Here is a 24,945-nt window from a genome sequence, read left to right as displayed (position 1 = left end):
ATGAAGTTCAGAACTTTCGCATTGGCCTTGCTGGGCACCTCGGTGCTGGCGGGCAATCAGGCCATCGCCCAGGACGTCACGCTGACCATCGAAAGCTGGCGCAACGACGATCTCGGCATCTGGCAGGACACCCTGATTCCGGCATTCGAAGCCGCCAATCCGGGTATCAAGGTCAATTTCACACCGTCGGCGCCGGCTGAATACAACGCAGTGCTGAATTCGAAACTCGAAGCAGGGTCGGCTGGCGATCTCATCACCTGCCGTCCGTTTGACGCCTCTCTGGCGCTCTACGATTCCGGTCACCTGTCAGACCTGTCGGATCTCGGAGCGATGGCAAACTTCTCCGACGTTGCCAAATCGGCCTGGCAGACCGACGACGGCTCGGCAACGTTCTGCGTGCCGATGGCGTCGGTCATCCATGGCTTCATCTACAACAAGGATGCCTTCGCCGAGGTCGGTGTCGAAGTTCCGGCCACGGTCGACGAGTTCTTCGCCGCTCTCGACAAGATCAAGGAAGACGGCACCTATGTTCCGATGGCCATGGGCACCAACGACCAGTGGGAAGCTGCAACCATGGGCTACAACAATGTCGGGCCGAACTACTGGCGCGGCGAAGAAGGTCGTTTGGCGCTCATCAAGGGCGAGCAGAAACTGACCGACGACCAGTGGGTTGCGCCCTACCGTCAGCTCGCAAAGTGGGCCGACTATCTGGGCGATGGCTACGAGGCTCAGACCTATCCGGACAGCCAGAACATGTTCACGCTCGGACGGGCGGCAATCTATCCGGCCGGTTCGTGGGAGATTTCCGGCTTCAACTCGCAGGCCGACTTCGAGATGGGCGCCTTTGCCCCGCCGGTTCAGAACGCCGGCGACGAATGCTACATCTCCGACCACACCGATATCGCAATCGGCATGAATGCGAAAAGCCCGAATGCAGACGCAGCCCGCACCTTCCTGGAGTGGGTCGGGTCGGCTGAATTCGCATCGCTCTACGCCAATGCACTGCCGGGCTTCTTCTCGCTGAATTCGTCTCCGGTGGCGATGGAAGACCCGCTTGCGCAGGAGTTCGTCTCCTGGCGCGACAAGTGCAATTCGACGATCCGCTCGACCTATCAGATCCTGTCGCGCGGTACGCCGAACCTGGAAAACGAGACGTGGAACGCCTCCGCCAACGTGATCCGTGGCGCGGAATCGCCTGAAGATGCCGGCAAGCGGCTGCAGGACGGCCTGGCCTCCTGGTACGCACCGCAGCAATAGGCTTACACTAACGGCACGGGCCGCGACTGCGCGGCCCGTGTCGGACACCAGGGGGGCTCGGATCATGGACGGGGAAACGCACAAGCGCTCGAGGCGCTGGCACATTGCCGTTTTCCTGGCGCCCGCAGTGCTGGTCTACACGGCAATCATGATCCTGCCGCTCTTCGGAACCTTACAGCTTGCGCTTTTCAGGGAAGTCGACAACGAGCAGGTTTTCGTTGGCCTGACCAACTTCAAAACCCTGTTCGGAGACCCGCGCTGGTCGGATAGTTTCTGGAACGCGCTCTGGAACAACACCTGGTTCTTTATCGTCCATATGCTGGTGCAGAACCCGGTCGGTATTCTGCTGGCGGCGCTGCTGAGCAGTCCGAAGCTTCGCATGGCCGCATACTACCGGACCGCGATATTCATCCCGACTATCCTGTCCTTCGTTATTGTCGGCTTCGCCTGGAAACTGATCCTGAGCCCGCTCTGGGGCGTCGCGCCCACGCTGCTTGATGCTGTCGGCCTCAAGAGCCTGTTTGCGCCATGGCTCGGCAAGGAAGAATACGCGCTCACCACGCTCAGCCTGATATCGGTGTGGCAGTTCGTCGGCATACCGATGATGCTGATCTATGCAGCCCTGCTGTCGATCCCGGACGAAATCATCGAGGCCGCCGAATGCGACGGCATTACCGGCATGGCGCAGTTCTGGCGTATCAAGCTGCCGCTTATCCTGCCCTCCATCGGGATCATTTCGGTGCTTACCTTCGTCGGCAATTTCAACGCTTTCGACCTGATCTACACAGCGCAGGGGGCGCTCGCAGGACCCAACTTCTCGACCGATGTGCTCGGTACCTTCCTCTACCGCACCTTCTTCGGCTTCCAATTGCAGCTTGGCGACCCGAATATGGGCTCCGCCATCGCAACGGCGATGTTCATCATCATCCTGTGCGGGGTGTGCATCTACCTCTTCGGCATTCAGACGCGGCTGCGCCGCTACCAGTTTTAGGCCGCCGCTATGAGCACCGCACGTCACTCAGCCGGACGATCGATCGCCGCCCACGCGATCCTGATCACCTACACCGTCATTGCCTTGTTCCCGGTGTTTGTGATCGTCATCAACTCGTTCAAGGCCCGCAAGGCGATCTTCCGTTCGCCGCTTGAGCTGCCCAATTCCGAGACCTTCAGTCTCGTCGGGTACGAAACCGCACTGAAACAGGGCGACTTCCTGCTCTATTTCCAGAACAGCCTCATCGTGACGGTCGTCTCGCTGACGCTGGTGCTCCTGTTCGGAGCGATGGCTGCGTTCGCGCTGTCTGAATACCGCTTCCGGGGTAACTCGCTGATGGGGCTCTACCTTGCGCTCGGAATCATGATCCCGATCCGGCTGGGCACCGTGGCGATACTGCAGCTGATGGTGGCAACCGGTCTGGTGAACACGCTTACGGCGCTCATACTGGTCTACACAGCGCAGGGGCTTCCGCTCGCGATCTTCATTCTATCGGAGTTCATGCGCAATATTTCCGACGATCTGAAGAACGCCGGCCGGATCGACGGCCTCAGCGAATATCGCATCTTCGCGCGGCTCGTCCTGCCGCTGGTGCGGCCGGCAATGGCAACCGTGGCCGTCTTCACCATGATCCCGATCTGGAACGACCTCTGGTTCCCGCTAATCCTGGCGCCCGCCGAACAGACCAAGACGATCACACTGGGATCGCAGGTCTTCATCGGCCAGTTCGTAACCAACTGGAATGCCGTCCTTGCAGCGCTTTCGCTGGCGATCCTGCCTGTGCTGGTGCTTTACCTGATCTTCTCGCGCCAGTTGATCCGGGGCATCACCGCAGGAGCAGTTAAATGAGTTCGAACGGCAAGTTGAGAGTGGTGGTTGCGGGCCTGGGCAATATGGGCCTCAGCCATGCACTGGCGCATCACAAGCACGGCGAGGCCGAGATTGTCGGACTGGTCAACCGTTCGCCCGTCGCCTTGCCGGACGAGCTCTCTGGCTACCCGCTTTACACCGATTTCGCCGAGGCGCTCCGGGCGCAGAAACCCGACATTGTCGTCGTTGCTACCTATTCCGACAGCCATGCCGACTATGCCTGCATGGCACTGGAAGCGGGGGCGCATGTTTTCGTGGAAAAGCCGCTCTCGACCACCGTTGAGGATGCGCGCCGCGTCGTGGACTGCGCCAAAGCCAACCGGCGCAAGCTGGTGATCGGCTACATTCTGCGCCACCACCCCTCCTGGCAGCGCCTTGTTACGGAAGCGCGCGCGCTTGGCGGCCCGTATGTTTTCCGCATGAACCTCAACCAGCAGTCGACCGGCGCAACCTGGGAAACGCACAAATCATTGATGAAAACGACGCCGCCGATCGTCGATTGCGGCGTTCATTATGTCGACGTCATGTGCCAGATCACCGACGCCAAACCCGTGCGTGTACATGGAATGGGCCTGCGTTTGTCGGACGAGATCGACCAGGGCATGTACAATTACGGCCAGTTCCAGGTCATTTTCGAAGACGGCTCGGCTGGCTGGTATGAAGCCGGCTGGGGTCCGATGATGTCCGAAGTTGCGTATTTCGTGAAAGATGTCATTTCGCCCAACGGCGCCGTTTCGATCCTGTCGGGCATGCATCCGGATTCCGACAGCGTGGAGGGCCATACCAAGGTCGGTGCGCTGCGCATTCACAGCGCAGGTGGCCAGGATACAGACGTCGATTTTCCGGGCGAGCCGGGTCATCAGGAACTCTGTGATGCCGAACAGGCCTATCTCATCGACGCGATCCGCAACGATGTGGACTTGACCCGGCATATGGAAGACGCCGTCGCGTCGCTGCACATCTGCCTTGCAGCCGACGAGAGCATTCGCACCGGCAAGGTCATCGAACTCAAGAGTCAGGGTTGAGATAGTGGGTACGCTGAGCCTCAGGAACGTCCGCAAATCATTCGGCAATGTCGACGTCATCAAAGGCGTCGATCTGGATGTCGAAGACGGCGAGTTCATAATCTTTGTCGGCCCGTCCGGCTGCGGGAAGTCGACCTTGCTCCGCATGATCGCCGGGCTTGAGGACACTTCGTCCGGCACCATCGAGATTGACGGCGCGGTGGTCAATGCCAAGCCGCCGAACGAACGCGGCATCGCCATGGTGTTTCAGACCTATGCGCTTTACCCGCACCTGACCGTACGCGGAAACATGAGCCTTGGCCTCAAGCAGGCAGGCCGTCCGAAATCGGTCATCGAGGAGCGCGTGGCGGTGGCGGCGCGCATGCTGTCGCTGGAGGAATATCTGGAGCGCCGGCCGGCTGAGCTATCGGGCGGCCAGCGCCAGCGTGTCGCGATCGGGCGCGCTGTCGTGCGCCAGCCGAAGCTCTTCCTGTTCGACGAGCCGCTCTCCAACCTGGACGCAGCGCTCCGCGTCAATACGCGGCTGGAGATCGCCGCACTGCATAGGCAGCTGGGCTCCACGATGGTCTATGTGACGCACGATCAGGTCGAAGCGATGACGCTGGCCGACCGCATCGTGGTCCTGAATGCGGGTGTTATCGAGCAGGTCGGCTCGCCCATGGAGCTCTACAACGACCCGGCCAACAAATTCGTCGCCGGGTTTATCGGCTCGCCGCAGATGAACTTTGTCGACGCCGGGCTGGTTGGCATAAAGGATGCGGAGACCGCGGGCCTGCGGCCCGAGCACATCACGCTTGCATCGTCGGGCGGCCGGCTTGGCGGCGAAATCTCGCATATCGAACATCTCGGCGGCGAGACCAACATTTACGTAAATTGCGCCGACGCGGGGCTGGTCGGCGTCCGCATGTTCGGCGAGCACGCATTCGAGGTCGGCTCCAGGCATGAACTGGTGATCGACGATTCTCGTATCTTCCGCTTCGATGCCGAAGGAAAGCGCATCCGTCTCTCCAAATAGGAGGAACAACTGGCTTGAATGCGACATCGCTGCCGGCCCGCTTTCCTCAGCGTTCAGCAGGGGTTTGAGTCGGTTTTCCCCAGGCAGCCCGGTGTTTTTTGCCCTGATCCCGTGAAATTGGGCGTCGTTTTCGCTACAAGGTCGGAAAAGGAACGCCATTCCGTCGCGATCAGGCCACGTTGCCTATCGCACTTGCGCCACCGTTGATGCGCGTCGCCGCGCAGCCGTTTCGGGCTCGTCGCGTGACGCAAATGCGGCCCAGCGATCGAGCGAAGAGCTAAGCGCTTCGGTCGCCGCGCACAGCAACCAGCTGTTCGGTAATCCTGCCGCTTTGGTGCTGCCACGGGGCCCCGACCAAGGAGGGAAGAAACACTATGGCTGAAACCGATTTCAAGACCGAGGTCCCCGATCACGGACTCGAGCCGGGACAAGACAACGTGAAAGTGTTGGGGCTCGACGTTCACAACCCTGTCTTCTTCTTCTCCGCGGTTGTGATCGTGGCTTTCGTCATCGTCACGCTGATTTTCCGCGACAGCGCAGGCGAAGTTCTCGGCGGCTTGCGAACCTGGCTGACATCTACCTTCGACTGGCTGTTTATGCTCGCGGGTAATCTCTTTGTCCTGTTCTGCATCGCCATTGTCGTATCGCCGCTCGGAAAGGTGCGGCTCGGCGGCGCCGATGCGAAACCGGATTTCTCCTATTCCGGCTGGTTCGCGATGCTGTTTGCCGCCGGCATGGGCATCGGCCTGATGTTCTTCGGCGTGCTTGAGCCGATGTACCATTTCAACAATCCGCCGCTCGGCGTAGCTGCTCCGGTTACCGATGGCATGGTGAACCCCCAAGCCGTCGATGCCGCCCGCGAGGTTGGCATGTCGGCAACGATCTTCCACTGGGGTCTGCATCCCTGGGCAATCTACGCGGTGGTGGCACTGTCATTGGCCCTGGCGGCTTACAACAAGCAGCTTCCCCTGTCGGTTCGTTCCGCCTTTTATCCGATCTTCGGCGAACGTATTCGCGGCTGGATCGGGCATGTCATCGACACGCTGGCGGTATTTGCCACGCTGTTCGGCCTGGCCACGTCGCTCGGGTTCGGGGCATCGCAGGCCCTGGCGGGCCTGAACGAACTCTATGGCGTGCCCAATACCGACACGATGAAAGTACTACTGATTCTGGGCATCACCGCCGTGGCGCTGGTCTCGGTCGTTGCAGGTCTGGAAGCCGGCGTGAAGCGGCTTTCCGAAATCAACATGGTGCTGGCATTGGTGCTGCTGCTGTTCGTGATCATTCTCGGGCCGACCCTCGCCATCATCACGGGCTTCTTCAGCAATAGCTGGGACTACATAACCCGCTTGCCGCAACTCTCGAACTGGATCGGCCGCGAGGACACTGGCTTCCTGCATGGCTGGACCACGTTCTACTGGGCGTGGTGGATTTCCTGGTCGCCATTTGTCGGCATGTTCATCGCCCGCGTGTCCTACGGTCGTACCGTGCGCGAGTTCATTATCTGCGTGCTGATCATTCCGACGCTGGTCTCCATTCTGTGGATGACAACCTTCGGCGGTACGGCGCTCAACCAGTTCCTGGCCGATGGCTACACCGGCGTTCAGCAGACTGTGGTCGACTATGTGCCGGAGCTGTCGCTCTTCCGGATGCTTGCCGAACTGCCTCTGGCAGGGCTGACTTCGCTGGTCGGCATCATCCTGGTGATCGTGTTCTTCGTCACCTCATCGGACTCCGGTTCCCTGGTGATTGACACGATCACCGCCGGCGGCAAGGTCGACGCCCCGGTTGCGCAGCGTGTGTTCTGGGCAATCTTCGAGGGCCTCGTGGCCATCGTGCTTCTGCTTGGCGGCGGCCTCGCGGCCCTGCAGGCAGGCGCGATCGCGACCGGATTCCCCTTCGCGATACTGATGCTGCTGATGATGTACGCGACATTCCGCGCGCTGAGATCGGAAAAGCGGTAGCGGCGAACGGTAGGCTAACAAAATGCCCCGCTTCGGCGGGGCATTTTTTCTGGCCAATGCCCGGGCGCGCGCTGGCGGGTTGTGGCGCAACCGTCTGTCAGCCGATCATGGGGAATGAGCACCGAGTCCGTATCCGCCCTCAAGATTGCGCTTGCCGGGATGATCGGCATGGCCGCAGTCATGGGCATCGGCAGGTTCGTATTCACCCCCATCCTTCCAGGCATGATGGACGGGCTGTCGCTTTCGGCCGCTGACGGCGGCCTGATCGCGGGCGCTAACTATCTGGGATACCTGGCCGGTGCGCTCGTGGCATCCGGAGGCTGGGGTGCCGGGCGTGAGCGCCTGGTGATCCTGAGCGGCATGTTCGCCAGCGCCGCACTTGCAGCGGCCATGGCGATGACCGTCGACATGAGCGCCTTTCTCGCGATCCGTTTTGCCGCCGGCGTTGCAAGCGCGCTGGTGATGATTTTTCTGTCGTCGATCGTGTTCGACCGTTTAGGGCGAGCGGGTCGCGAGGGGCTGACGGCACTGCATTTCGGCGGGGTCGGCCTGGGTATCGCCCTGTCTTCGCTCCTGATCGCCGCATTGCTTCACGCCGGTGCCGATTGGCGGCAGGGCTGGATCTGGGCTGGCATAGCGTCGCTCGCGGCGGCTCTGGCGCTGGTCGGTATGGTCAGGAACCCGGGCCCCAGCGGCAACAGGATAGCTGCGGAGCCGCCGTTACGCCTCGACCTAAAACTTGCGCGACTGGTTCTTTCCTACGGCCTTTTCGGGTTCGGTTATGTGGTTACGGCTACCTTCCTCGTTGCGATCGTCCGCCTGGGCGAAGGCGGTCGGTTGTTCGAGGCCTGGGTTTGGCTGGCAACCGGGTTGGCGGGCATACCCTCGGTCTGGCTCTGGAACACCGTTGCAACGCGCATCGGTCTGTTCGGCGCCTACGCAGCCGGCTGTGCGGTCGAGCTCGTAGGTGTGGTCGTGTCGGTTACGCTTGGCGGCTATGCCGGTCCGCTCATCGGCGGGGTGCTGCTTGGAGCAACCTTTATCGGCGTCACTGCGCTTGGCCTGCAGGCTGCTCGGCGCCTGGCTCCGCACGCCCCGCGCCGCATCATCGCGCTGATGACGGCTGCCTTCGGGCTTGGCCAGATCGTCGGACCCGTCATGGCCGGTTATCTCGCCGACTGGACGGGGAGTTTCGTGCTTCCGTCGCTGGTAGCGGCGGCGGCTCTGGGACTTTGCGCAATCCTGGTGGCCAATATCGCCGTGCCCGGCCGAGGTTGAAGCCGCCACGCACGACTATTTTATTTTGTTTGACCGGGTTCTATGAAGGGCAGGCCCGCAAATCGCCTAAATAGGCTGTGGGTCATTGACCGGATTCAGCTCTAGAACCCGAAAGCGCAATCATGTTCGTTTCGTTTTTTCCGCGACCGAGGCTGCTCTTCATCTCAGCGACGGCATGGGCGCTCTTCTGCGTGCTCTTCTGGTATCTGGTCGCACGGGACTGGGGGCCGACGCTCTCGGTGGGTGGCTTTTTCGGATACGGCTTTCCGGAAGCGTTGACCGGAGCTGACGAAGCGGCGACCCTTGCATTGCAGGAGTTGCAGGCCGACGCCGGAGGCTTCTGGTTCTATCAGTATTTCATCGTATCGATTGTTGTCTTCGTCGCTGCGTGGTCGCGCCTGGAGCCGCACCCCTGGCAGCGCTGGTCGATATGGGGGTCGGCGCTGATCTTCTTCGTCAACTGGTTTCTCGTCCAGCTCGATGTGATGATCAACGAATGGTTCGGCACGTTCTACGACCTGGTGCAAAAGGCACTTGGCGAGCCCGGCTCGGTCGAGGCGTCCGATTATTATTGGCAGATCGCAACCTTCCTGCAGATCGCGCTCGTCTACGTGTTTGTGGCTACGATGTTCCGTTTTTTCGTCAGCCACTTCATCTTCCGCTGGCGCACGGCGATGAACCAGTACTACACCGACCGCTGGCAGCAGCTTCGCCACATTGAGGGCGCGGCGCAGCGCGTGCAGGAAGATACGATGCGTTTTGCATCGATCACCGAAAGCCTGGGCATAAGCCTGGTCGATTCGCTGATGACGCTGATTGCGTTCCTGCCGCTGCTATGGGGGCTGTCCGCGCATGTAACCCACTTGCCGCTTATCGGCGAGGTGAGTCAGGGCCTGGTGTTCACGGCGATCCTCTGGTCCGTGCTCGGCACGGCAATTGTCGCCGCGGCGGGTATCCGTCTGCCGGGGCTTGAATTCCGCAACCAGCGGGTCGAGGCGGCTTACCGGAAGGAGCTGGTCTACGGCGAGGATCATGAGGACAGGGCGGAACCGCTGACGCTCCGCGAGCTGTTCGAAAACGTACGCCGAAACTATTTCCGCCTCTATTTCAACTACATGTATTTCAACCTCGTGCGCATATTCTACCTGCAGATCGGCAATCTGGTTCCCTACATCGCATTGGGTCCGACCATCATCGCCGGCACGATCACGCTGGGTGTCATGCAGCAGATCATCCGCGCATTCTCGCGCGTCGAAGGCTCGTTCCAGTATCTCATCAACTCCTGGACGACGATCGTGGAGCTGATGTCGATCTACAAACGCCTCAAGGCATTCGAAGCCGCGATAGACGGGAAGCCGCTACCCGATATCGATCGCGAATACATGCAGCGCGACGCCAATGCGCCTGGGGCTGCGGAGTAGGGCCTAGTCGGTAACAGGTTTTGCGCCGGCCTCGCTAAGTGTCGCGCTATTCTGCTGCCGAAGCAGATCGCGGTAGGAGACGCAGCGCACCTCGGGCAGGCTGCAGGTCTCCATCGCGAAGCGTTCGAGTGCACGCCAGTAAGCGCCGTCGTTCATCAGCCGAAAGTGAAAGCCGAGCTGCAACGGAACGCGGTCGCCGCGATACTGGCGCTCGAATGCGCCTCTGAATGCCAGGTAGGCACGCTCCTCGAATTCCGCCGATTTGCTTGGCTGCTCCATCGCCGCCGAGTGGCGAACGTAAAGATTGTAGTCCATGGCCAGAATGCGCCGTGCATTGGGGCCCTCCGGGATCATCGGCAGCGAGAACCCGACCACCTTGCCGCCGCTGGGCTGCTGCGGATCGCGTGACACGGTGCTGGCGTCATATGTGAACCCGGCTTCGGCAAGAGCCGGCTCTAGCGCGCTGCCAACGGACAGATACGGTGCCCGGAAGCCGGTGATTTCGGTCTCGACGAATTTCGTCCAGCCCGCGGGCGCGAAGGGGATGCCGTTTATACTCCACGCGTCGCGCAGAAATGAGGTGAACGCGCCGAACTCGGCTATCCACTGGCCTTTGCTCCAGCCGCCGCCATCGAAGTGGCCGCAGCCATGGTTCGCGATCTCGTGGCCTTCGAGCCGCGCTGTCCAGATTTGGCGCAGCCGGGCCGCGATATCCTCGCGCGATTCAGCAAAGCCGATATTCGATGCGCCGCGTTTGTGACCTGGCGGAGCGTAGTCGAATTTGTTTTCAGCGGCGATCAGGTTGGTGCAGGACAGGAAAAAGGTGAAATTCGCGCCCGCCTTGCGTGCCAGTTCTCGGCTGCGGTTCCATTGTTCGATCTCGCGGGCGCCATCGAACGAAATCACAACAAACTGGACAGGGCGTTCCGCAGCATGCCCCCCATTCGGCATCGCCGCGAATAAGGCAAACACCGCACCCGACAGAACGCGCTTGAACCGGAACCGAAACATACCGCCATTAGGCATTCGAATGTGGCGGACTTGCGGTGCCGGCCGAGCCCGTGTTCGTTGGCGCGAAGAGCTGATTTGATCACGGGCCTTCCATGCCGGCGAAAAACCGCTAAAAGGCTGCCGCAATGATGGGATAACGGCGATAGCCCGTTTTCCGCAAAGGTGTTCTTGATGTCCGACGACAGTTTCATCCGCGAAGTCAATGAAGAACTTCGCCAGGATCAGGCAAAAGCGCTGTGGGGCCGTTATGGTCCAGCCCTCATCGGAGCGGCCGTCCTGGTCGTTGCCGCAACAGCCGGCTGGGTTGGCTACGACTACTGGACCCAGTCGCGCGCCAACGCCTCCGGCGACCGTTTTTCTGCCGCGCTGGAACTGGCTGGCGATGGGCAGCTCGACGAGGCGCAGGCGGCGTTTGAAGCACTGCAGGCCGATGGTTATGGCGCATATCCCGTTCTCGCCAGGCTGCGGACGGCGGCCGTATTGGCCGAACGGGGCGAAGCGGATGCCGCAGTCGCAGAGTTCGATGCCGTTGCTGCCGACGGATCGGTTCCTGCTTCCATTCGCGACATGGCGCGTCTTAGGGCCGGTTACGTGCTGGTCGACAGCGGCTCCTATGACGACGTTGCCGCCCGGGTTGAAGTGCTGACGGCCGATTCCGCCAGCCTGCGCCACGCGGCGCGCGAGGCGCTTGCCCTTTCCGCGTGGCGCGAGGGACGTTCCGCCGACGCGCTTGCACTGTTCGAGCAGATTACCGGCGATGATACTGCGCCGCGCAACGCGCGCCAGCGGGCAACCGTCATGGTCGAGCTTCTGCGGGGCACCGCCGCCGCCTCCTAGGCACCTTCACGCTTGAAAGAACGCTCATGAGCTTCAGGCTCGCAATCATCGGTCGGCCAAATGTCGGTAAGTCGACATTGTTCAACCGGCTGGCCGGCAGCCGGTTGGCGCTTGTGGATGACACGCCTGGTGTTACGCGCGACCGTCGCAGTCACTCTGCCAGATTGCTCGATCTGCGTTTCGAGGTAATCGACACCGCGGGCCTTGAAACCGCCGCCCCTGAATCGCTCGCCGCGCGTATGCGGCAGCAGACGGAAACTGCGATCGCTGAAGCCGATGTGGTTCTGTTCATGGTCGACGCGCGCACCGGCCTGTTGCCGGACGACCGAACGTTTGCCGACCAGGTGCGCAGCGCCGGCAAGCCTGTTGTGCTGACGGCCAACAAGGCCGAGGCCAGGGACGCGGTGGCCGGCGCCGCCGAGGCGTGGGAACTCGGGCTCGGTGAACCGATCGTGATTTCCGCCGAGCACGGCATCGGCATGAACGAATTGCGCGACGCGCTGGTAGCCGCGTTTCCGGCCGCGCTCGATCGTGAACCGGTGGCCGCGGTGCCCGAGGCCGATCTGATCGGTGAGGACATCGAGGACCCCGACGCCGAGGTGCAGCCGGCCTACGATCCGACCCGTCCGTTGAGGATTGCCATTGTCGGCCGCCCGAATGCCGGCAAATCGACGCTGATCAACGCGCTGATTGGCGAGGAGCGTCTCCTGACCGGGCCCGAGGCCGGCATCACCCGCGATTCCATTTCAGTGGAATGGGACTGGCGCGGCCGGCCTGTAAAGCTGTTCGACACCGCGGGCATGCGGCGCAAGGCCAAGGTGCAGGAGAAGCTGGAAAAGCTTTCAGTGGCCGACGGCCTGAGGGCGGTACGCTTCGCCGAGGTGGTGATCGTGCTGCTGGACGCCACGATACCGTTCGAAAAGCAGGACCTGCAGATCGCCGACCTGATCGTGCGCGAGGGCAGGGCACCGGTCATTGCGTTCAACAAATGGGACCTGATCGACGAACCACAGGAACTCCTGGCGGAGCTGCGCGAAAAGACCACCCGGCTGCTGCCGCAGATACGCGGCATCCGTGCTGTTACGGTGTCGGCTGAGACGGGGCGCGGGCTCGACAAGCTCATGCAGGCGGTTTTGGCCACGCACGAAACCTGGAACACCCGGATATCGACGGGCAAGCTCAATCGCTGGCTGGAACGCGCCGTCTCCGCTCATCCGCCGCCCGCCGTCGCCGGCCGCAGGCTCAAGGTCAAATATATGACCCAGGTGAAGACCCGTCCCCCGGGCTTCGTCATCTCCTGCTCGAGGCCGGAGGCTATGCCAGCTGCTTATGTGCGTTATCTCGTCAACGGGTTACGCGATGCTTTCGATATGCCTGGCGTTCCCATTCGTGTCGCGCTGCGCACTTCCGACAACCCGTATGCAGGGCGCGCAAAACGCCGCTGAATGCAACGCCACATGCAATCTGCGCCGCTTTAACCTCTGATCAAGGTTAATCGATCATTCTCTCCGAAGTTGGGTGTACGTTGCGTTGGAGAGTGGTTCGTGCGTCGACGTGGAGTGATGCGGCAGTATTCTGCGCCGCGGGTTGAGCGTTCGTTTCTTGCCCCCTTTATTCTCGGACTTGGCATCTGGGTCGGGTTTCCCACCGGGCTCGCGATGCAGGATGTGTCCAGCATGGTCGCCGGAACCGATTCGCCGGCCCAGCGCTGGAGTGCCGTGGTGGAGCGCTCGGTCGCCGGGTCCGTTCACAGCGCCGAAATTCCCTTTGTCGACAGTCTGGCCACCGGGTCGATCTCCGGCGCCGGCCTCAAGGCGCCCGGCATTGGCGAAGTCGCGTTCCGCACCAAAGCGAGTGCGCCTGCCGAAACGCCCGATGAAGTGCGCATCAACCGCAACGAAAAACGCGGCCGGCTGGTCAACGTCACGCCAGTCGCTCCGCCCAAGGCCTTCAACGCCGGCTCGGTCCTCCAGCGGACCTCGATGCTGGGCGACACGGCCGAGGATGCGCCGGCAATGGCGTTCGTCCAGCCGGACATCAAGGGCAAGGAACTGCAGATCGCCGGAACCTTCTATGTCAAACAGGACAAACGGGTATCGCCCGATGTGCCGGTCTACCTTGCTTCGCTGGTCAACAACGACAAGCCCGACATTCTGGCGACGGCCTATGCGCCGCCGCAGCCCGATTTTGCCGAGGCGTCTCCATTTGCAAGTATCTTGCAGGACGAGGATCCCAACGGCGGGCGGTTTATTCCGCCACTCGGCAAGAACGATCATGAATGGATGAGCCGGCCGCTGCCGGCTTCTGTCTTTTCCGATGCCGAGCAGAGGTGCCTGGCCGAAGGTATCTACTTCGAGGCGCGCGGCGAAAGCGTAAAAGGGCAGGCAGCGGTGGCGCAGGTCATTCTCAACCGCGTTCGCAACCCAACCTATCCCAACACCATCTGCGGTGTCGTTTACCAGAACCGCACCTGGCGCAACCGGTGCCAGTTCTCGTTTGCCTGCGACGGCATTCGCGACCGAATCGCCAGCCGCCAGCATTATGAAGTGGCTCACGAGGTTGCGCTGGCTGTGTCGTCAGGCAAGGTGTTTCTGACCGAAGTCGGCTCCGCGACGCACTATCACGCGACTTATGTGAACCCGCGATGGTCGCGCGCGATGGAGAAGATGAAGAAAATCGGCCTGCATGTCTTCTATCGCACCTATGGCGGCGGCTGGAACTGAGCGGCAGATTCAGGGAGTCGCGGGCTGCGCGGAGCGAGTCGCTCCCATTCTCCCACGGGCGCATTGTCGCACCGCAATAAGATATTGATAACATTTATATTTTTGGCGCATGGGCCGAACCCTGCCTCAGCTTGACTGGGTAGGGCCTACAAACTATGTTGCGCGCGATTTTGCAGGGAAGCAGGCGGTTTCGCTTGACCGGGGCAGGAATTCGCGGGTCGTCGAACGGACCGTCGAAGTCAAACAAGGCAAAATCCCGGTTTTGGTGGGCCTTCGACCAGTGAACGACGAGGAGTTTGAGCGACGGCGCCGCAGGCTCGATGAAGCGCTCGCCGAAAGGCGGCCGCAGCGGCAGGCGGACGAACAGCAAGGCAGGAAGGGATCTGCGGCCGGTTATGCGGTTGCGCTGCGTCTCTCCAGCGAGTTCATTGCAGGCATTCTTGTCGGTACTGGAATTGGCTGGCTGATCGATCGGCTTGCGGGCACATCGCCCTGGGGACTGATCATTTTCTTCCTTCTGGGGTTCTGCGCCGGTGTGCTCAATGTTCTTCGTTCGGCAGGTCTGGTTGCCGAGCCCGGCACAAAGTCAGCGGACGGCGAGGGCTCGTCCGGTAAACATGAATAGGCGCTCAGGCGCACAGGCGACGAAAACGAGGTTGGAAATTGGCTGGCGATCCTACCAAGGTTGATCCGATCCATCAGTTCCATATCAACACGCTGATTCCGATCGAGGTTGGCGGGTACGATATCTCCTTCACCAACTCGTCGCTGCTGATGGTCATTTCAGTCGTGCTGGCAGGCGGTTTTCTGTTCCTTGCGACGTCCTCGCGGGGCATCGTGCCGGGACGGGCGCAGTCGATTTCGGAAATTCTCTATGAGTTCATAGCCTCCATGCTGCGCGACTCCGCCGGCAGCCAGGGCATGAAGTTCTTTCCGTTCGTCTTTACGCTCTTCATGTTCATCCTGGTGGCAAACCTGCTGGGCATGTTCCCTTATTTTATCACCGTCACCAGCCACCTTATCGTGACCGCGGCGCTGGCCGTCGTGGTTTTCCTCATGGTCCTGATTGCCGGCCTGTGGCGCAATGGCCTTGGCTTCTTCAAGCTGTTCGTGCCGAGCGGCATCCCGGTCGTACTTATGCCGCTGGTTGTGGCGATCGAGGTGATCTCGTTCCTGACCCGGCCGATTTCGCACTCTGTGCGTCTGTTCGCCAATATGCTTGCCGGCCACATCACGCTGAAGGTCTTCTCCGGCTTCGTCGTTTCGCTCACCTCCATGGGGGCGGTCGGTTTCGTCGGCGCGATCCTTCCGCTTGGCATGGCTGTCGGCCTGACCGCGCTGGAGTTCCTGATTGCCTTCCTGCAGGCCTACGTCTTCGCGATGCTGACCTGCATCTACATCAACGACGCAATTCATCCGGGACACTGACCGGATAATGTTCACCGGCGGCCTGCCGCCACAAACCAATCCGCAGATTTCGACAGATCAACAAGGAGTTCAAAATGGAAGCGGAAGCAGCAAAGCTGATCGGCGCTGGCCTCGCAGCAATCGGCACCGGTGCCGCAGGCATCGGCGTTGGTAACCTCTTCGGACAGTTCCTCCAGGGCGCACTGCGCAATCCCTCGGCTGCAGACGGTCAGTTCGGCCGCCTGATCTTCGGCTTCGCCGTGACCGAGGCGCTGGGCATCTTCGCCCTGCTCATCGCGCTTCTGCTCCTCTTCGCCGTCTAATATAGGCGGAAGCGGTTCGAGCCTGCCGCCTCGGGCGGCAGGCTGAAACCAATTCGGAACGTGGCACGGCTACATTCCGTGAATGAGACAGGAAGAACAGATGTTCGTGGCCAAGGCTTACGCTGAGGAGACCGGGGGCAAAGCCTCCGCAGAGGGTGACGCGCACGCAGCCGGCACCGAGGTGCCGCACAACGAGGGCGCGTCCGGCGCATTCCCGCCGTTCGATTCTTCGACGTTCCCGTCGCAGCTCCTGTGGCTGGCGATTACGTTCGGCCTTTTCTACCTGTTCTTGCAGAAGGTCGTTCTGCCGCGCATCGGCGCGATCTTCGAGACACGCAGCGATCGTATTGCCCAGGATCTCGATCAGGCAGCACGCATGCGTGATGAGGCTGATGAAGCCATTGCCGCTTACGAGCAGGAACTGGCAGACGCCAAATCCAAGGCCAACGAGATCGGCCAGCAGGCGCGCGACAGCGCCAAGGCCGAAGCCGATGCGGAGCGCAAGGCCGCCGAGGCGGAGCTTGAAAGCAAGCTAGAGGGTTCGGCTGCCCAGATCGAGAAGATCAAGGACGCGGCGATGAGCGAAATCGGCACCATTGCCGAGGACACCGCCTCAACGATCATCGAGGCGCTGACCGGTGGCAAGACGACCAAAGCCGAAATCCAGGCCGCGGTCTCGCGGGCACGCAACTAGGGCTGGCTGACATGGACGCAACATCACTCGCCACTGTATGGACGCTGGTCGCGCTCATCATCTTCCTCGGCATCGTCGTCTACCTGAAGGTACCGGCGACCGTGTTCAAGTCGCTTGACGACCGGGCAGACCGCATCCGCGATGAGCTCGATGAAGCGCGCAAGCTGCGTGAAGAAGCGCAGCAGCTGCTGGCCGAATACCAGCGCAAGCGCAAGGAAGCCGAGCAGGAAGCCAGCGACATCGTCGCCGCCGCCAAGCGCGACGCAAGCCTGCTTCTGGATGATGCCAAGCAGAAGACACAGGAATACGTCACCCGGCGCACGGCCATGGCTGAGCACAAGATCGCGCAGGCCGAACGTGACGCCGTCAACGAAGTGCGTGCACGCGCAGTCGATGTCGCTGTTGCAGCTGCCGGCGATCTGCTTGCCACCAAGGTTGACGCGAAAGCGCGCGGCGAGCTGTTCAAGTCGGCGCTCAAGGATGTGCGCTCGCGCCTCAACTAGGCGGACCGGGTTCTACCCCAGAGACCAACGCCGCGCCGGCTCAGCCCGCGCGGCGTTTTTCATTCTGCGGCCTGATCCGCGGCATGCGGCTCGAGCCTGAGTGGCGCAAATGTCATGCGGTGCAGCCGCGGCACGGCGCCGAATGAGCCGATCGCGTCGCGATGTTCCTCGGTCGCATACCCCATATGTCGCTCGAAGCCGTAACGCCCATCGAGTTGTCCGCGTCTGGCCATCATGCGGTCGCGCGTCACCTTGGCTATGATCGAGGCTGCGGCAATCGAAACAGAGATACGGTCGCCTTTCACGATTGCATTGCATTCGAAGCCGAGGCCGGGCGGTACGTCGCGTCCGTCGGCGAGGCCGAGTACGGGTGCCGAGGTGAGCCCTGCGCACGCCCTGCGCATCGCCTCCAGGCTTGCCTTGCGAATGTCGGTCGCATCGATCGACGATGCGCACAGCGAGGCTGCCGAGACCGCCAGGGCGGTTTCGCAAATGGCATCGAACAGCTCGGCGCGCGTTGCCGCCGTCAGCCGTTTGGAATCGTCCAGACCATCAGGAATGCGGTCAGGATCGAGGATCACCGCCGCTGCGACAACCGGGCCGGCGAGCGGCCCGCGTCCGGCCTCGTCCATTCCCGCTACCGGCACGCTGCCCCGCGCGATCGCACGTGCCTCGATCGCAAAATCAGGCTTGTCTGGAAGCGCGAAGAGGGGGGGAGAATCGGATGCCGGGCGAGCCATTGTGCGGCGATGCTCGCACCGGCTCCGATTCTCCGCAAGTCCTTCCCGGCCGAGAGGGGGCAGGGCGGGGAAGGGCACCGTCGGCATGGGGATCGGGGAACGCCGAACGGGTATCGTCGCGGCCTTGCGGCCGCATATTCTAGAACAGCGCCAGCTGCTTTCCTGCCGGCTCCGGCGCACGGAACAGGTCGGTTCTGAGCTTGCGCCGGTCGGTGTTGAGGCCGAGCCGCTTGGCGGCGATCTCGAAACGCCGGCCGATTTGCCAGGCGTAAGGACCGCTGCCGCGCATCCGCTTGCCCCATTCAGAGTCGTAATCCTTGCCGCCGCGCATGGAACGGATCAGCGAAATCACATGCCGGTAGCGGTCCGGATAGTGCCTGAGCAGCCATTCCTTGAAGATCGGGCTCACCTCGAGCGGCAGCCGCAACAGAATGTAACCGGCCTCCCGCGCGCCCGCTGCATGCGCTGAATCCAGGATGCGCTCGATCTCCTGATCGTTGAGACCGGGGATAACCGGCCCGATCATCACCGAAACGGGTATACCCGCGTCAGCCAGTGTCCGCAGCGCTTCCAGCCGGCGAGGCGGGGTTGCGGCGCGCGGCTCCATCGTTCGCGCCAGCTTGCGGTCGAGCGTGGTGATGGAAAGCGCTACCTTGGCGAGCCCCTTTTCGGCCATTCGCGACAGGATATCGATGTCGCGCATTACCAGCGCCGATTTGGTCACGATGCCGACCGGGTGGTCGTGCGCGTCCAACACTTCGAGGACCTCGCGCATGATGCGGAACTGCTTCTCGATAGGCTGGTACGGATCGGTGTTGGTACCGATGGCTATGGTGCGCGGCTCGTAGCCTTCGCGGCTCAATTCGCGCTCCAGAAGCCTGGCGGCATCCGGCTTGGCGAAAAGCTTTGATTCGAAATCAAGCCCCGCCGACAGGCCCATATAGGCGTGAGTCGGGCGCGCGAAGCAGTAGACGCAGCCGTGCTCGCAGCCGCGATACGGATTAATGGAGCGGTCGAATGAGATGTCGGGCGAGGCGTTGCGCGTGATGATGGCGCGGGGCTTTTCGATCTGCACATCGGTCTTGAACGGCGGCAGCTCCTCAAGGCTGTTCCAGCCATCGTCGAACACATGCCGGGAAAGCGCCTCGTAGCGACCGCTCGGATTGACGGCGGAACCACGCCCGCGGCGCCGTTCTCCCGGCAGGCGGAAGCCACTTCCGTCGATCACCGTATTGGCGAGTTCCGCGCCACCCGCAAAAGCGGCGCTATCTGCCCTGACGATGGGTTCCATCGCTTGTCTCCGATTTTCGGGGCCGGCTGGAATCGACCGCCGGACATGAAACTATTCCTATTTCGAGAAATGGAACAAAGCAAGAACTTTCTTGCTCATGGCGCAAACTGGCCTTTGCCGGGCCTTTGCGATATGCGGGTCTCCATGCTGTCGGTGGTCATCGAAACGCTGAACGACGAAGACCCGCTCGCGCGCACGCTTTCTTCGCTGGTGGGTCCGGCAGTAGAGGGCGCGGTGCGCGAGGTGATCGTGTGCGATCGCGGCTCGACCGATGGCTCGGAGAAGGTCGCCGATATCGCCGGCTGCACCTTCCTTGCGCAAAGCACGATTGCACAGGCGATCGATCAGGCGAAAAGCGATTGGCTGCTGATCATCGAGCCCGGTGCCCGCCCGCTGGATGGCTGGGCCGAGCACGTCGCTCAGCACATCGCGGGGCAGACGATGGCCGCGCGTTTCTCACGTTCCGCGGAGGACCGGCTTGCCTTTCTGGCGCGTGTCTTTTCGTCCAAACGCGCGCTCAGCGAGGGACTGGTGATAACCCGCAAACAAGCGGCGGGATTGGCGCGCAAGGCCGAGACGGCTGACAATCTGGCGCGCGGCCTGGCGACGAAACGGCTAGCAGCACGCCTGGCGGTCGCGCCGCCGCGCTGATCGTTAGGCGCTGGCGCCAGCCCCGCGCTTCAGGTGCTCGTCCAGCCGCGGCATGATTTCCACGAAATTGCAGGGCATGTGCCGGTAGTCGAGCTGTGCTTTCAATATGCCGTCCCAGGCGTCGCGGCAGGCGCCGGGCGAACCCGGCAGCACGAATACAAACGTCGTACCGATCAGGCCTGCCGTTGCCCGTGACTGGATTGTCGAGGTGCCGATCTTGTCGAACGAGATGCGATGGAACACTTCCGAAAAGCCGTCCATGCGCTTGTCGAACAGCGGCTCCAGCGCCTCCGGCGTGATGTCACGACCTGTGAAGCCGGTACCGCCGGTGGTGATCACCACGTCGACCTTCTCGTCGGTTACCCATTTTTTGACGACTGCGCGGATCGCCTCGGCATCGTCTGTCGCAATATCGCGGGCGGCCAGTCGGTGACCGGCTTGCGTGATGCGCTCTGCCAGCGTGTCGCCTGAACGATCATTGTCCGGTTTGCGTGTGTCCGACACCGTGAGCACAGCGATGCCGACGGCCACGAAAGGCCTTGTCTCGTCAATTCCGGCCATATCAGTCGGTTCCTCTGATCAGGCATGGTTCCACGAACCAGCCTGGCTGCCTTTTGCTTATCACATCGGCGGCGGCGAATGCTGGTCCAGGATTGTCGAAGATGCCGAAACAGGTCGCGCCGGAACCGGACATGCGGGCAAGCGCAGCCCCGTTGGCATGCAGCGCCTCCAGCACATTGCTGATCGCCGGGCATTGCGCGATTGCCGGGCGCTGCAGGTCGTTGCGCAGTCCGGTCAGCGCTCCCGCAAGTTGCCGCGCGTCGCCGGCTGCGGCCCACGCGGGAAGCGGATCGTTGTCGCGCTTCTCCAATGCCCTGAATATCTCCGGCGTCGAAATCTGCGCGCCGGGATTGACCAGAACGGCATGCACTGCCGGGAAGCTGCGCAGTGGCTCGATCTCGTCTCCGATGCCACGTGCGATAAGCGGGCGCTCGGCAAGGCACATGGGAAGATCGGCGCCGAGCGATAAGGCTGCGGTTGCAAGCTCTTTTTCGTCGACCTGTACGCCCCACAGCGCGATCAGCGCCTTGATCGCTGCCGCTGCGTCGCTCGATCCGCCGCCGACGCCGGAAGCCACGGGAAGGCGTTTGTCGAGCGTGATGCACACCGGCGGCGTGTCACTGCCTGCAAGCAGGCTGCGCACGAGGTCACGGGCGGCGATCACGAGATTGCCGCCGTCGATAGGAACCCATGACGCGTATGGCCCGGATACGACGAACACGTCTGTCTCCGCTGGTTCCACCGTCACTTCGTCGCCGAAGTCGGCGAAGGCGACCAGACTTTCAATAAGATGATAGCCGTCCGCGCGTTGCCCGGTCACATGCAGCGCCAGGTTCAGCTTGGCCGGCGCCATGCGGGTGATGCTTCTTCTCGCCAAGGTGTCAGTCTTTGGCGAGGTAATACTCGCCGGTCTCGGGATCTTTGACCAGAGTCCCGGTGGTACCTGTCGCGCGTTCCTGTTCCGCACGGCGTGCCCGCGCGGTGACGCGCTTCGCTTCGCGCATGAATGCGCGATAGCCGACAACGGCCGCCACACCGACTGCGGCAAAGAAAATAAGCTGCGGCATCAACTGTTCTCCCGGAATGACGGGCAATTTTCCGTATTCCACACGCAATTTGCGCGCGCCCTAGTTTAGCGCCGATGGGCTGGCGGTCAAAGACCGAAGCGTGCCCAGAGCGCCCGTTCCTCCACTTCTTGCGCCAGACCCATCACCAGACCCGCCGCAGCCTGCGCCGGCATATCGTCCGCGCCGCTGCCGAAAAGCCCCAGCCTGCGCCCGAAAAGGCCGCGCGGGGCGCTGATCAGCCGCAGCCGCGTCTTTTCGCCATAGCGCTGTTTCAGGAATGAGCGCATGTCGCCGAGTTCGTCGACAAGCCCCAGCTCGCGTCCGGCCTTGCCGGTCCAGAACTGACCGGTGAACAGGTCGGGATTGTCGGCAAGCTTGCCTCCGCGACGCTCCTTCACCAGTTCAATGAATGTCTCGTGCACATCAAGCTGCAGGGTCTTCAGCCGTGCAACATCGTCCTTCTTTTCCGGCTGGAACGGGTCGAGCACGGATTTGTTGCTGCCGGCCGTGTAGACGCGGCGGTCGACGCCGATCTTCTTGATCAGTTCGGTGAAGCCGAAGCCTGCCGAAATCACGCCGATAGAACCGACGATGGAAGACGGGTCGGCAACGATCTCGTCGCCCGCGGCCGCGATCATATAGCCGCCGGATGCAGCGACATCTTCCACGAACACGATGACGAGCTTGTTCTTCTCTTCGGCCAGATCCCGGATGCGCTTGTAGATCAGGCGCGACTGAACCGGAGAGCCGCCGGGCGAATTGACTGAAATCGCCACGGCCGGCGCATCGCGGACCGAAAACGCCTTCTGCAGCAGGCCGGCGGTCGAGGCGAGCGAAAGCGTCGGGCGAAACTGGCCGCCGCTCGGCATGATCGTACCGTGCAGGCGCACCACGGGTATGGTTACCCCCTCAGGGCGCATCGATTTTGGCAGAATGGGCGATAGCAATCGTCTCAAGGCCGTCTCCTGTGCGGTTCCCTTCATTTAGGAATGCGCCGCGAAACCGCAATGGCGTGGGAAAATTCAGTCGCCGAAGAGCGATGCAGCGCCGTTGCAGAGGTCGTCGGTGCGCGCTGTGAAGCGGTTGCCCGAAGGACCGTGCACCACGAGGGGAGGGACGACGGACAGTTTGCCGCGCGCGCCATACCAGGCGCGGACAATGACGCGGATTGCGGCACGATCCTCGCGCGGGTGTACCGAAATCAGCTGCGCCGCCCCGAAGCGCCCTTTCAGCGCAGGCAATATCTCGGGGAGCGAGGCTGGCCGCGCGATGAGCGCAAGCCCGGCCTTCGGCCTGGCAAGTGCTGCTGCCGTGCGCAGCCAGCGTTCCCATAGCTCCGTGTCCATGACATGCGCCTGCCGTTTCAGCGCGCCTGTCGTCGCGCGATCGCTTTCGTCGTTGAAGGGCGGGTTCATGATGATGAAATCGGCGCAATTGTCGGAGAGCCCGGCCGCCATCCGCCCGGCTGCAGGCGCTGTAACATCGGCTTCAATAACGCTGGCGCGGTCGGCAATCGCAACGTTTTCTTCAAGCGCTAACCCTGACCGGGCATATTCCACCATCTCCGGCGAACGTTCCACAAGCAGCGTCCGCGCCTTTGCGCAGCGTGCGACGACGGCGAGGCCGGCCGCTCCCGCGCCGGCGCCGAAATCGGCCACAACGCCCGGAAAATCGCCCGGCACTGCCGCAGCAAGCAGCATCGTATCCAGGCCGGCGCGATGCGCCCCCCGTGCCGGCTGCACGAGCCAGAACTTGCCGCGGTGAAAGGCGTCGATTGTCGTTTCGGGTCTGTCTGCGTTCACTTGCGCAATTCGTCGGCGATGCCGGCATCCTGCAGAATGCGCTTGGCCTGGGCAAGGTCGCTCTCGTCGACCAGAACCCGGCGCGGCAAGATACCCAGCGACCCTTCCACGATGCTCATATTCTGGTCGGCGACCAGACACACGATATCGGCGTCGCGCATCAGCGCCTCGATAAAGGAGATGACCACGGGGTCGTTGGTGCGCACAAGTTCGATCATAATGGCTACCTTGCAGCTTGGCGGAAGCTTGTAAACGCCGGGCGGGCGAGGCAACCCGCGCCAATTCGCCCCTTGCGGTCGAAACGATCGCCGCAATATGGTCCTGCTGGCTTGGAAAACCAAAGGAAGTCCGCGTGGGTGTTGTCGTATCAATGGAAGAAGGCAAGCGTGGCCAGGCGTCGATCGCTGCGCTCGTCGGGCTGACCCGCGCCGATATGGGCCGCGTCAACGAGCTGATCCTGTCAAAGGCCGGCTCCGACGTGGAGATGATCCCTGAAGTCGCCAATCACCTGATTTCGTCGGGCGGCAAACGTCTGCGTCCGATGCTGACGCTGGCAGCAGCGCAGATGTTCGGTTATTCCGGCGACAGCCACGTCAAGCTCGCCGCAAGCGTCGAGTTCATGCACACAGCCACCCTGTTGCATGACGATGTTGTGGACGAAAGCGGCATGCGCCGCGGCAAGAAGACCGCGCGCACCATCTGGGGCAATCAGGCAAGCGTTCTCGTCGGCGATTTCCTGCTCGGCCAGGCCTTCCGCATGATGGTCGAAGTCGGCTCTCTGGATTGTCTGGACATTCTTTCGGCCGCGGCCACGGTTATCGCTGAAGGCGAAGTGATGCAGCTCGGCGTGGCCGGCAATCTGGAAACCACCGAAGACGAATATCTTTCCGTTATCAAGGCCAAGACGGCGGCGCTGTTTTCGGCTGCCGCCGAAGTTGGCCCCGTGATCGCGGCGGCCAGCAAGAATGACCGCGCCGCGCTGCGCTCCTACGGCACCAATCTCGGCCTCGCATTCCAGCTCATCGATGACGCGCTGGACTATGGCGGCAGCGCCAAGGACCTGGGCAAGAATGTCGGTGACGATTTCCGTGAGGGCAAAGTCACGCTTCCGGTGATCCTGAGCTATCGCCGCGGCAGCGAGAAAGAGCGAGAATTCTGGCGCCGCGCCATCGAGCAGGACCAGAACGGCGATGAGGAGCTGGAACAGGCCTGCGGCCTGATCGCCAAATACGACGCGATCGCCGACACTGTGGCGCGCGCTCGCCATTTTGGCGGTATCGCCCGCGACGGCCTCGCGCCGATGGAGGCCTCTGCGCACAAATCAGCGCTGCTGGAAGTGATAGACTTCTGCGTCAACCGCGTTAACTGAGTCGATAGCACTGGCAATGATATCGGTCCGGCGCGGTATCCGTGCTGGTTGAAGCGGCTCCGCAAAAAGGCCATGCTTGGTGCCGAGAGTGAGCTGCGACTGGGGTAGGCTCAAACCGCGAGGCAGAAGAAATCGGATGCGGCGA

The 24,945-nt window shown here is 62.1% G+C and carries 27 protein-coding genes; 18 read left to right on the top strand and 9 right to left on the bottom strand.

Annotation, left to right across the window (positions count from 1 at the left end):
• The 8 genes from EP165_RS00775 (at window position 1) to sbmA (ending at window position 9,821) form a co-directional block, all read left to right on the top strand.
• On the top strand, window positions 1–1,257 hold the full coding sequence (locus EP165_RS00775) for an ABC transporter substrate-binding protein (RefSeq protein WP_127519651.1): 1,257 nt from the start codon (window positions 1–3) through the stop codon (window positions 1,255–1,257).
• A 64-nt stretch (window positions 1,258–1,321) separates the two neighbouring features.
• Window positions 1,322–2,248 carry a carbohydrate ABC transporter permease gene (locus EP165_RS00770; protein ID WP_127519650.1) on the top strand — a complete coding sequence of 309 codons (927 nt, stop codon included), beginning with the start codon at window positions 1,322–1,324 and terminating at the stop codon, window positions 2,246–2,248.
• A gap of 9 nt (window positions 2,249–2,257) precedes the next feature.
• Entirely contained in the window at window positions 2,258–3,097 is an 840-nt protein-coding gene (locus tag EP165_RS00765; protein ID WP_127519649.1) for a carbohydrate ABC transporter permease, read from the top strand.
• Entirely contained in the window at window positions 3,094–4,143 is a 1,050-nt protein-coding gene (locus EP165_RS00760) for a Gfo/Idh/MocA family protein (protein ID WP_206075846.1), read from the top strand. Before EP165_RS00765 ends, EP165_RS00760 begins: the two co-directional genes overlap by 4 nt.
• 4 nt (window positions 4,144–4,147) lie before the next feature.
• Window positions 4,148–5,158, top strand: a complete 1,011-nt coding sequence (locus EP165_RS00755; RefSeq protein ID WP_127519648.1) for an ABC transporter ATP-binding protein — start codon at window positions 4,148–4,150, stop codon at window positions 5,156–5,158.
• A 374-nt stretch (window positions 5,159–5,532) separates the two neighbouring features.
• A complete protein-coding gene (locus EP165_RS00750; protein WP_127519647.1) occupies window positions 5,533–7,122 on the top strand; it encodes a BCCT family transporter in 1,590 nt (529 codons plus the stop codon).
• 114 nt (window positions 7,123–7,236) lie between these two features.
• Window positions 7,237–8,400, top strand: coding sequence for a YbfB/YjiJ family MFS transporter (locus EP165_RS00745; RefSeq protein ID WP_127519646.1), 1,164 nt, complete (start codon window positions 7,237–7,239; stop codon window positions 8,398–8,400).
• A 122-nt stretch (window positions 8,401–8,522) separates the two neighbouring features.
• Window positions 8,523–9,821, top strand: coding sequence for a peptide antibiotic transporter SbmA (sbmA, locus tag EP165_RS00740; protein WP_127519645.1), 1,299 nt, complete (start codon window positions 8,523–8,525; stop codon window positions 9,819–9,821).
• A gap of 3 nt (window positions 9,822–9,824) precedes the next feature.
• On the opposite strand, the gene EP165_RS00735 is transcribed toward sbmA, so the two are convergent.
• Complete coding sequence (locus EP165_RS00735) at window positions 9,825–10,832, bottom strand: polysaccharide deacetylase family protein (RefSeq protein WP_245439907.1); 1,008 nt, start codon at window positions 10,830–10,832, stop codon at window positions 9,825–9,827.
• A 171-nt stretch (window positions 10,833–11,003) separates the two neighbouring features.
• On the opposite strand from EP165_RS00735, the gene EP165_RS00730 reads away from it, so the two are divergent.
• The 8 genes from EP165_RS00730 (at window position 11,004) to EP165_RS00695 (ending at window position 17,319) form a co-directional block, all read left to right on the top strand.
• Window positions 11,004–11,669: a tetratricopeptide repeat protein gene (locus EP165_RS00730; protein ID WP_127519644.1), complete on the top strand. Its 666-nt coding sequence runs from the start codon at window positions 11,004–11,006 to the stop codon at window positions 11,667–11,669.
• Between the two features lie 26 nt (window positions 11,670–11,695).
• A complete protein-coding gene (der, locus tag EP165_RS00725; RefSeq protein WP_127519643.1) occupies window positions 11,696–13,114 on the top strand; it encodes a ribosome biogenesis GTPase Der in 1,419 nt (472 codons plus the stop codon).
• 99 nt (window positions 13,115–13,213) lie between these two features.
• Window positions 13,214–14,392 (top strand): cell wall hydrolase, encoded by a 1,179-nt coding sequence (locus EP165_RS00720; RefSeq protein ID WP_501981642.1) that lies wholly within the window; start codon window positions 13,214–13,216, stop codon window positions 14,390–14,392.
• 280 nt (window positions 14,393–14,672) lie between these two features.
• Complete coding sequence (locus EP165_RS00715) at window positions 14,673–15,017, top strand: AtpZ/AtpI family protein (RefSeq protein WP_245439901.1); 345 nt, start codon at window positions 14,673–14,675, stop codon at window positions 15,015–15,017.
• Window positions 15,018–15,055: 38 nt separating this feature from the next.
• Complete coding sequence (locus EP165_RS00710) at window positions 15,056–15,820, top strand: F0F1 ATP synthase subunit A (protein WP_127519641.1); 765 nt, start codon at window positions 15,056–15,058, stop codon at window positions 15,818–15,820.
• Window positions 15,821–15,894: 74 nt separating this feature from the next.
• On the top strand, window positions 15,895–16,122 hold the full coding sequence (locus EP165_RS00705) for a F0F1 ATP synthase subunit C (RefSeq protein WP_075995725.1): 228 nt from the start codon (window positions 15,895–15,897) through the stop codon (window positions 16,120–16,122).
• 100 nt (window positions 16,123–16,222) lie between these two features.
• On the top strand, window positions 16,223–16,816 hold the full coding sequence (locus EP165_RS00700; protein ID WP_127520749.1) for a F0F1 ATP synthase subunit B: 594 nt from the start codon (window positions 16,223–16,225) through the stop codon (window positions 16,814–16,816).
• An 11-nt stretch (window positions 16,817–16,827) separates the two neighbouring features.
• Window positions 16,828–17,319: a F0F1 ATP synthase subunit B gene (locus EP165_RS00695; protein WP_127519640.1), complete on the top strand. Its 492-nt coding sequence runs from the start codon at window positions 16,828–16,830 to the stop codon at window positions 17,317–17,319.
• Window positions 17,320–17,378: 59 nt separating this feature from the next.
• Here EP165_RS00695 and rnhB read toward each other — a convergent pair whose 3' ends face one another.
• Entirely contained in the window at window positions 17,379–18,059 is a 681-nt protein-coding gene (gene rnhB, locus EP165_RS00690; protein WP_127519639.1) for a ribonuclease HII, read from the bottom strand.
• Between the two features lie 139 nt (window positions 18,060–18,198).
• A complete protein-coding gene (locus EP165_RS00685) occupies window positions 18,199–19,350 on the bottom strand; it encodes a PA0069 family radical SAM protein (RefSeq protein WP_127519638.1) in 1,152 nt (383 codons plus the stop codon).
• 45 nt (window positions 19,351–19,395) lie between these two features.
• On the opposite strand from EP165_RS00685, the gene EP165_RS00680 reads away from it, so the two are divergent.
• Window positions 19,396–20,001, top strand: a complete 606-nt coding sequence (locus tag EP165_RS00680) for a glycosyltransferase (RefSeq protein ID WP_348629549.1) — start codon at window positions 19,396–19,398, stop codon at window positions 19,999–20,001.
• 3 nt (window positions 20,002–20,004) lie between these two features.
• Here the strand turns inward: EP165_RS00680 and moaB are convergent, their stop codons facing one another.
• From moaB to EP165_RS00650, 6 genes are all read right to left on the bottom strand, one after another.
• On the bottom strand, window positions 20,005–20,562 hold the full coding sequence (moaB, locus tag EP165_RS00675; protein WP_127519637.1) for a molybdenum cofactor biosynthesis protein B: 558 nt from the start codon (window positions 20,560–20,562) through the stop codon (window positions 20,005–20,007).
• 1 nt (window position 20,563) lies between these two features.
• Window positions 20,564–21,439, bottom strand: coding sequence for a 4-(cytidine 5'-diphospho)-2-C-methyl-D-erythritol kinase (locus EP165_RS00670; RefSeq protein ID WP_245439892.1), 876 nt, complete (start codon window positions 21,437–21,439; stop codon window positions 20,564–20,566).
• A gap of 4 nt (window positions 21,440–21,443) precedes the next feature.
• Window positions 21,444–21,629 (bottom strand): hypothetical protein, encoded by a 186-nt coding sequence (locus EP165_RS00665; protein WP_127519636.1) that lies wholly within the window; start codon window positions 21,627–21,629, stop codon window positions 21,444–21,446.
• 86 nt (window positions 21,630–21,715) lie between these two features.
• Window positions 21,716–22,612, bottom strand: a complete 897-nt coding sequence (locus EP165_RS00660; RefSeq protein ID WP_501981641.1) for a S49 family peptidase — start codon at window positions 22,610–22,612, stop codon at window positions 21,716–21,718.
• Between the two features lie 39 nt (window positions 22,613–22,651).
• A complete protein-coding gene (locus EP165_RS00655) occupies window positions 22,652–23,440 on the bottom strand; it encodes a methyltransferase (protein WP_206075869.1) in 789 nt (262 codons plus the stop codon).
• A complete protein-coding gene (locus tag EP165_RS00650) occupies window positions 23,428–23,649 on the bottom strand; it encodes a putative signal transducing protein (protein WP_127519634.1) in 222 nt (73 codons plus the stop codon). Before EP165_RS00650 ends, EP165_RS00655 begins: the two co-directional genes overlap by 13 nt.
• Window positions 23,650–23,783: 134 nt before the next feature.
• On the opposite strand from EP165_RS00650, the gene EP165_RS00645 reads away from it, so the two are divergent.
• On the top strand, window positions 23,784–24,800 hold the full coding sequence (locus EP165_RS00645; protein WP_127519633.1) for a polyprenyl synthetase family protein: 1,017 nt from the start codon (window positions 23,784–23,786) through the stop codon (window positions 24,798–24,800).
• The last annotated feature ends 145 nt before the right edge of the window (window positions 24,801–24,945 follow it).

This window comes from Mesorhizobium sp. Z1-4 (assembly GCF_004000235.1).
In the GTDB taxonomy this organism is placed as follows: domain Bacteria; phylum Pseudomonadota; class Alphaproteobacteria; order Rhizobiales; family Rhizobiaceae; genus RCIO01.
This window is presented reverse-complemented; position numbering and strand designations above follow the sequence as displayed.

Bases quoted from the DNA above. Each gene is read 5' to 3' on its own strand.
- rnhB (WP_127519639.1), bottom strand. From the start codon at position 18,059: ATGGCTCGCCCGGCATCCGATTCTCCCCCCCTCTTCGCGCTTCCAGAC.
- EP165_RS00700 (WP_127520749.1), top strand. From the start codon at position 16,223: ATGTTCGTGGCCAAGGCTTACGCTGAGGAGACCGGGGGCAAAGCCTCC.
- moaB (WP_127519637.1), bottom strand. From the start codon at position 20,562: ATGGCCGGAATTGACGAGACAAGGCCTTTCGTGGCCGTCGGCATCGCT.
- EP165_RS00765 (WP_127519649.1), top strand. From the start codon at position 2,258: ATGAGCACCGCACGTCACTCAGCCGGACGATCGATCGCCGCCCACGCG.
- EP165_RS00770 (WP_127519650.1), top strand. From the start codon at position 1,322: ATGGACGGGGAAACGCACAAGCGCTCGAGGCGCTGGCACATTGCCGTT.
- EP165_RS00735 (WP_245439907.1), bottom strand. From the start codon at position 10,832: ATGTTTCGGTTCCGGTTCAAGCGCGTTCTGTCGGGTGCGGTGTTTGCC.
- der (WP_127519643.1), top strand. From the start codon at position 11,696: ATGAGCTTCAGGCTCGCAATCATCGGTCGGCCAAATGTCGGTAAGTCG.
- EP165_RS00750 (WP_127519647.1), top strand. From the start codon at position 5,533: ATGGCTGAAACCGATTTCAAGACCGAGGTCCCCGATCACGGACTCGAG.
- EP165_RS00665 (WP_127519636.1), bottom strand. From the start codon at position 21,629: ATGCCGCAGCTTATTTTCTTTGCCGCAGTCGGTGTGGCGGCCGTTGTC.
- EP165_RS00650 (WP_127519634.1), bottom strand. From the start codon at position 23,649: ATGATCGAACTTGTGCGCACCAACGACCCCGTGGTCATCTCCTTTATC.
- EP165_RS00695 (WP_127519640.1), top strand. From the start codon at position 16,828: ATGGACGCAACATCACTCGCCACTGTATGGACGCTGGTCGCGCTCATC.
- EP165_RS00745 (WP_127519646.1), top strand. From the start codon at position 7,237: ATGAGCACCGAGTCCGTATCCGCCCTCAAGATTGCGCTTGCCGGGATG.
- EP165_RS00680 (WP_348629549.1), top strand. From the start codon at position 19,396: ATGAAACTATTCCTATTTCGAGAAATGGAACAAAGCAAGAACTTTCTT.
- EP165_RS00730 (WP_127519644.1), top strand. From the start codon at position 11,004: ATGTCCGACGACAGTTTCATCCGCGAAGTCAATGAAGAACTTCGCCAG.
- EP165_RS00775 (WP_127519651.1), top strand. From the start codon at position 1: ATGAAGTTCAGAACTTTCGCATTGGCCTTGCTGGGCACCTCGGTGCTG.
- EP165_RS00705 (WP_075995725.1), top strand. From the start codon at position 15,895: ATGGAAGCGGAAGCAGCAAAGCTGATCGGCGCTGGCCTCGCAGCAATC.
- EP165_RS00660 (WP_501981641.1), bottom strand. From the start codon at position 22,612: ATGAAGGGAACCGCACAGGAGACGGCCTTGAGACGATTGCTATCGCCC.
- sbmA (WP_127519645.1), top strand. From the start codon at position 8,523: ATGTTCGTTTCGTTTTTTCCGCGACCGAGGCTGCTCTTCATCTCAGCG.
- EP165_RS00685 (WP_127519638.1), bottom strand. From the start codon at position 19,350: ATGGAACCCATCGTCAGGGCAGATAGCGCCGCTTTTGCGGGTGGCGCG.
- EP165_RS00760 (WP_206075846.1), top strand. From the start codon at position 3,094: ATGAGTTCGAACGGCAAGTTGAGAGTGGTGGTTGCGGGCCTGGGCAAT.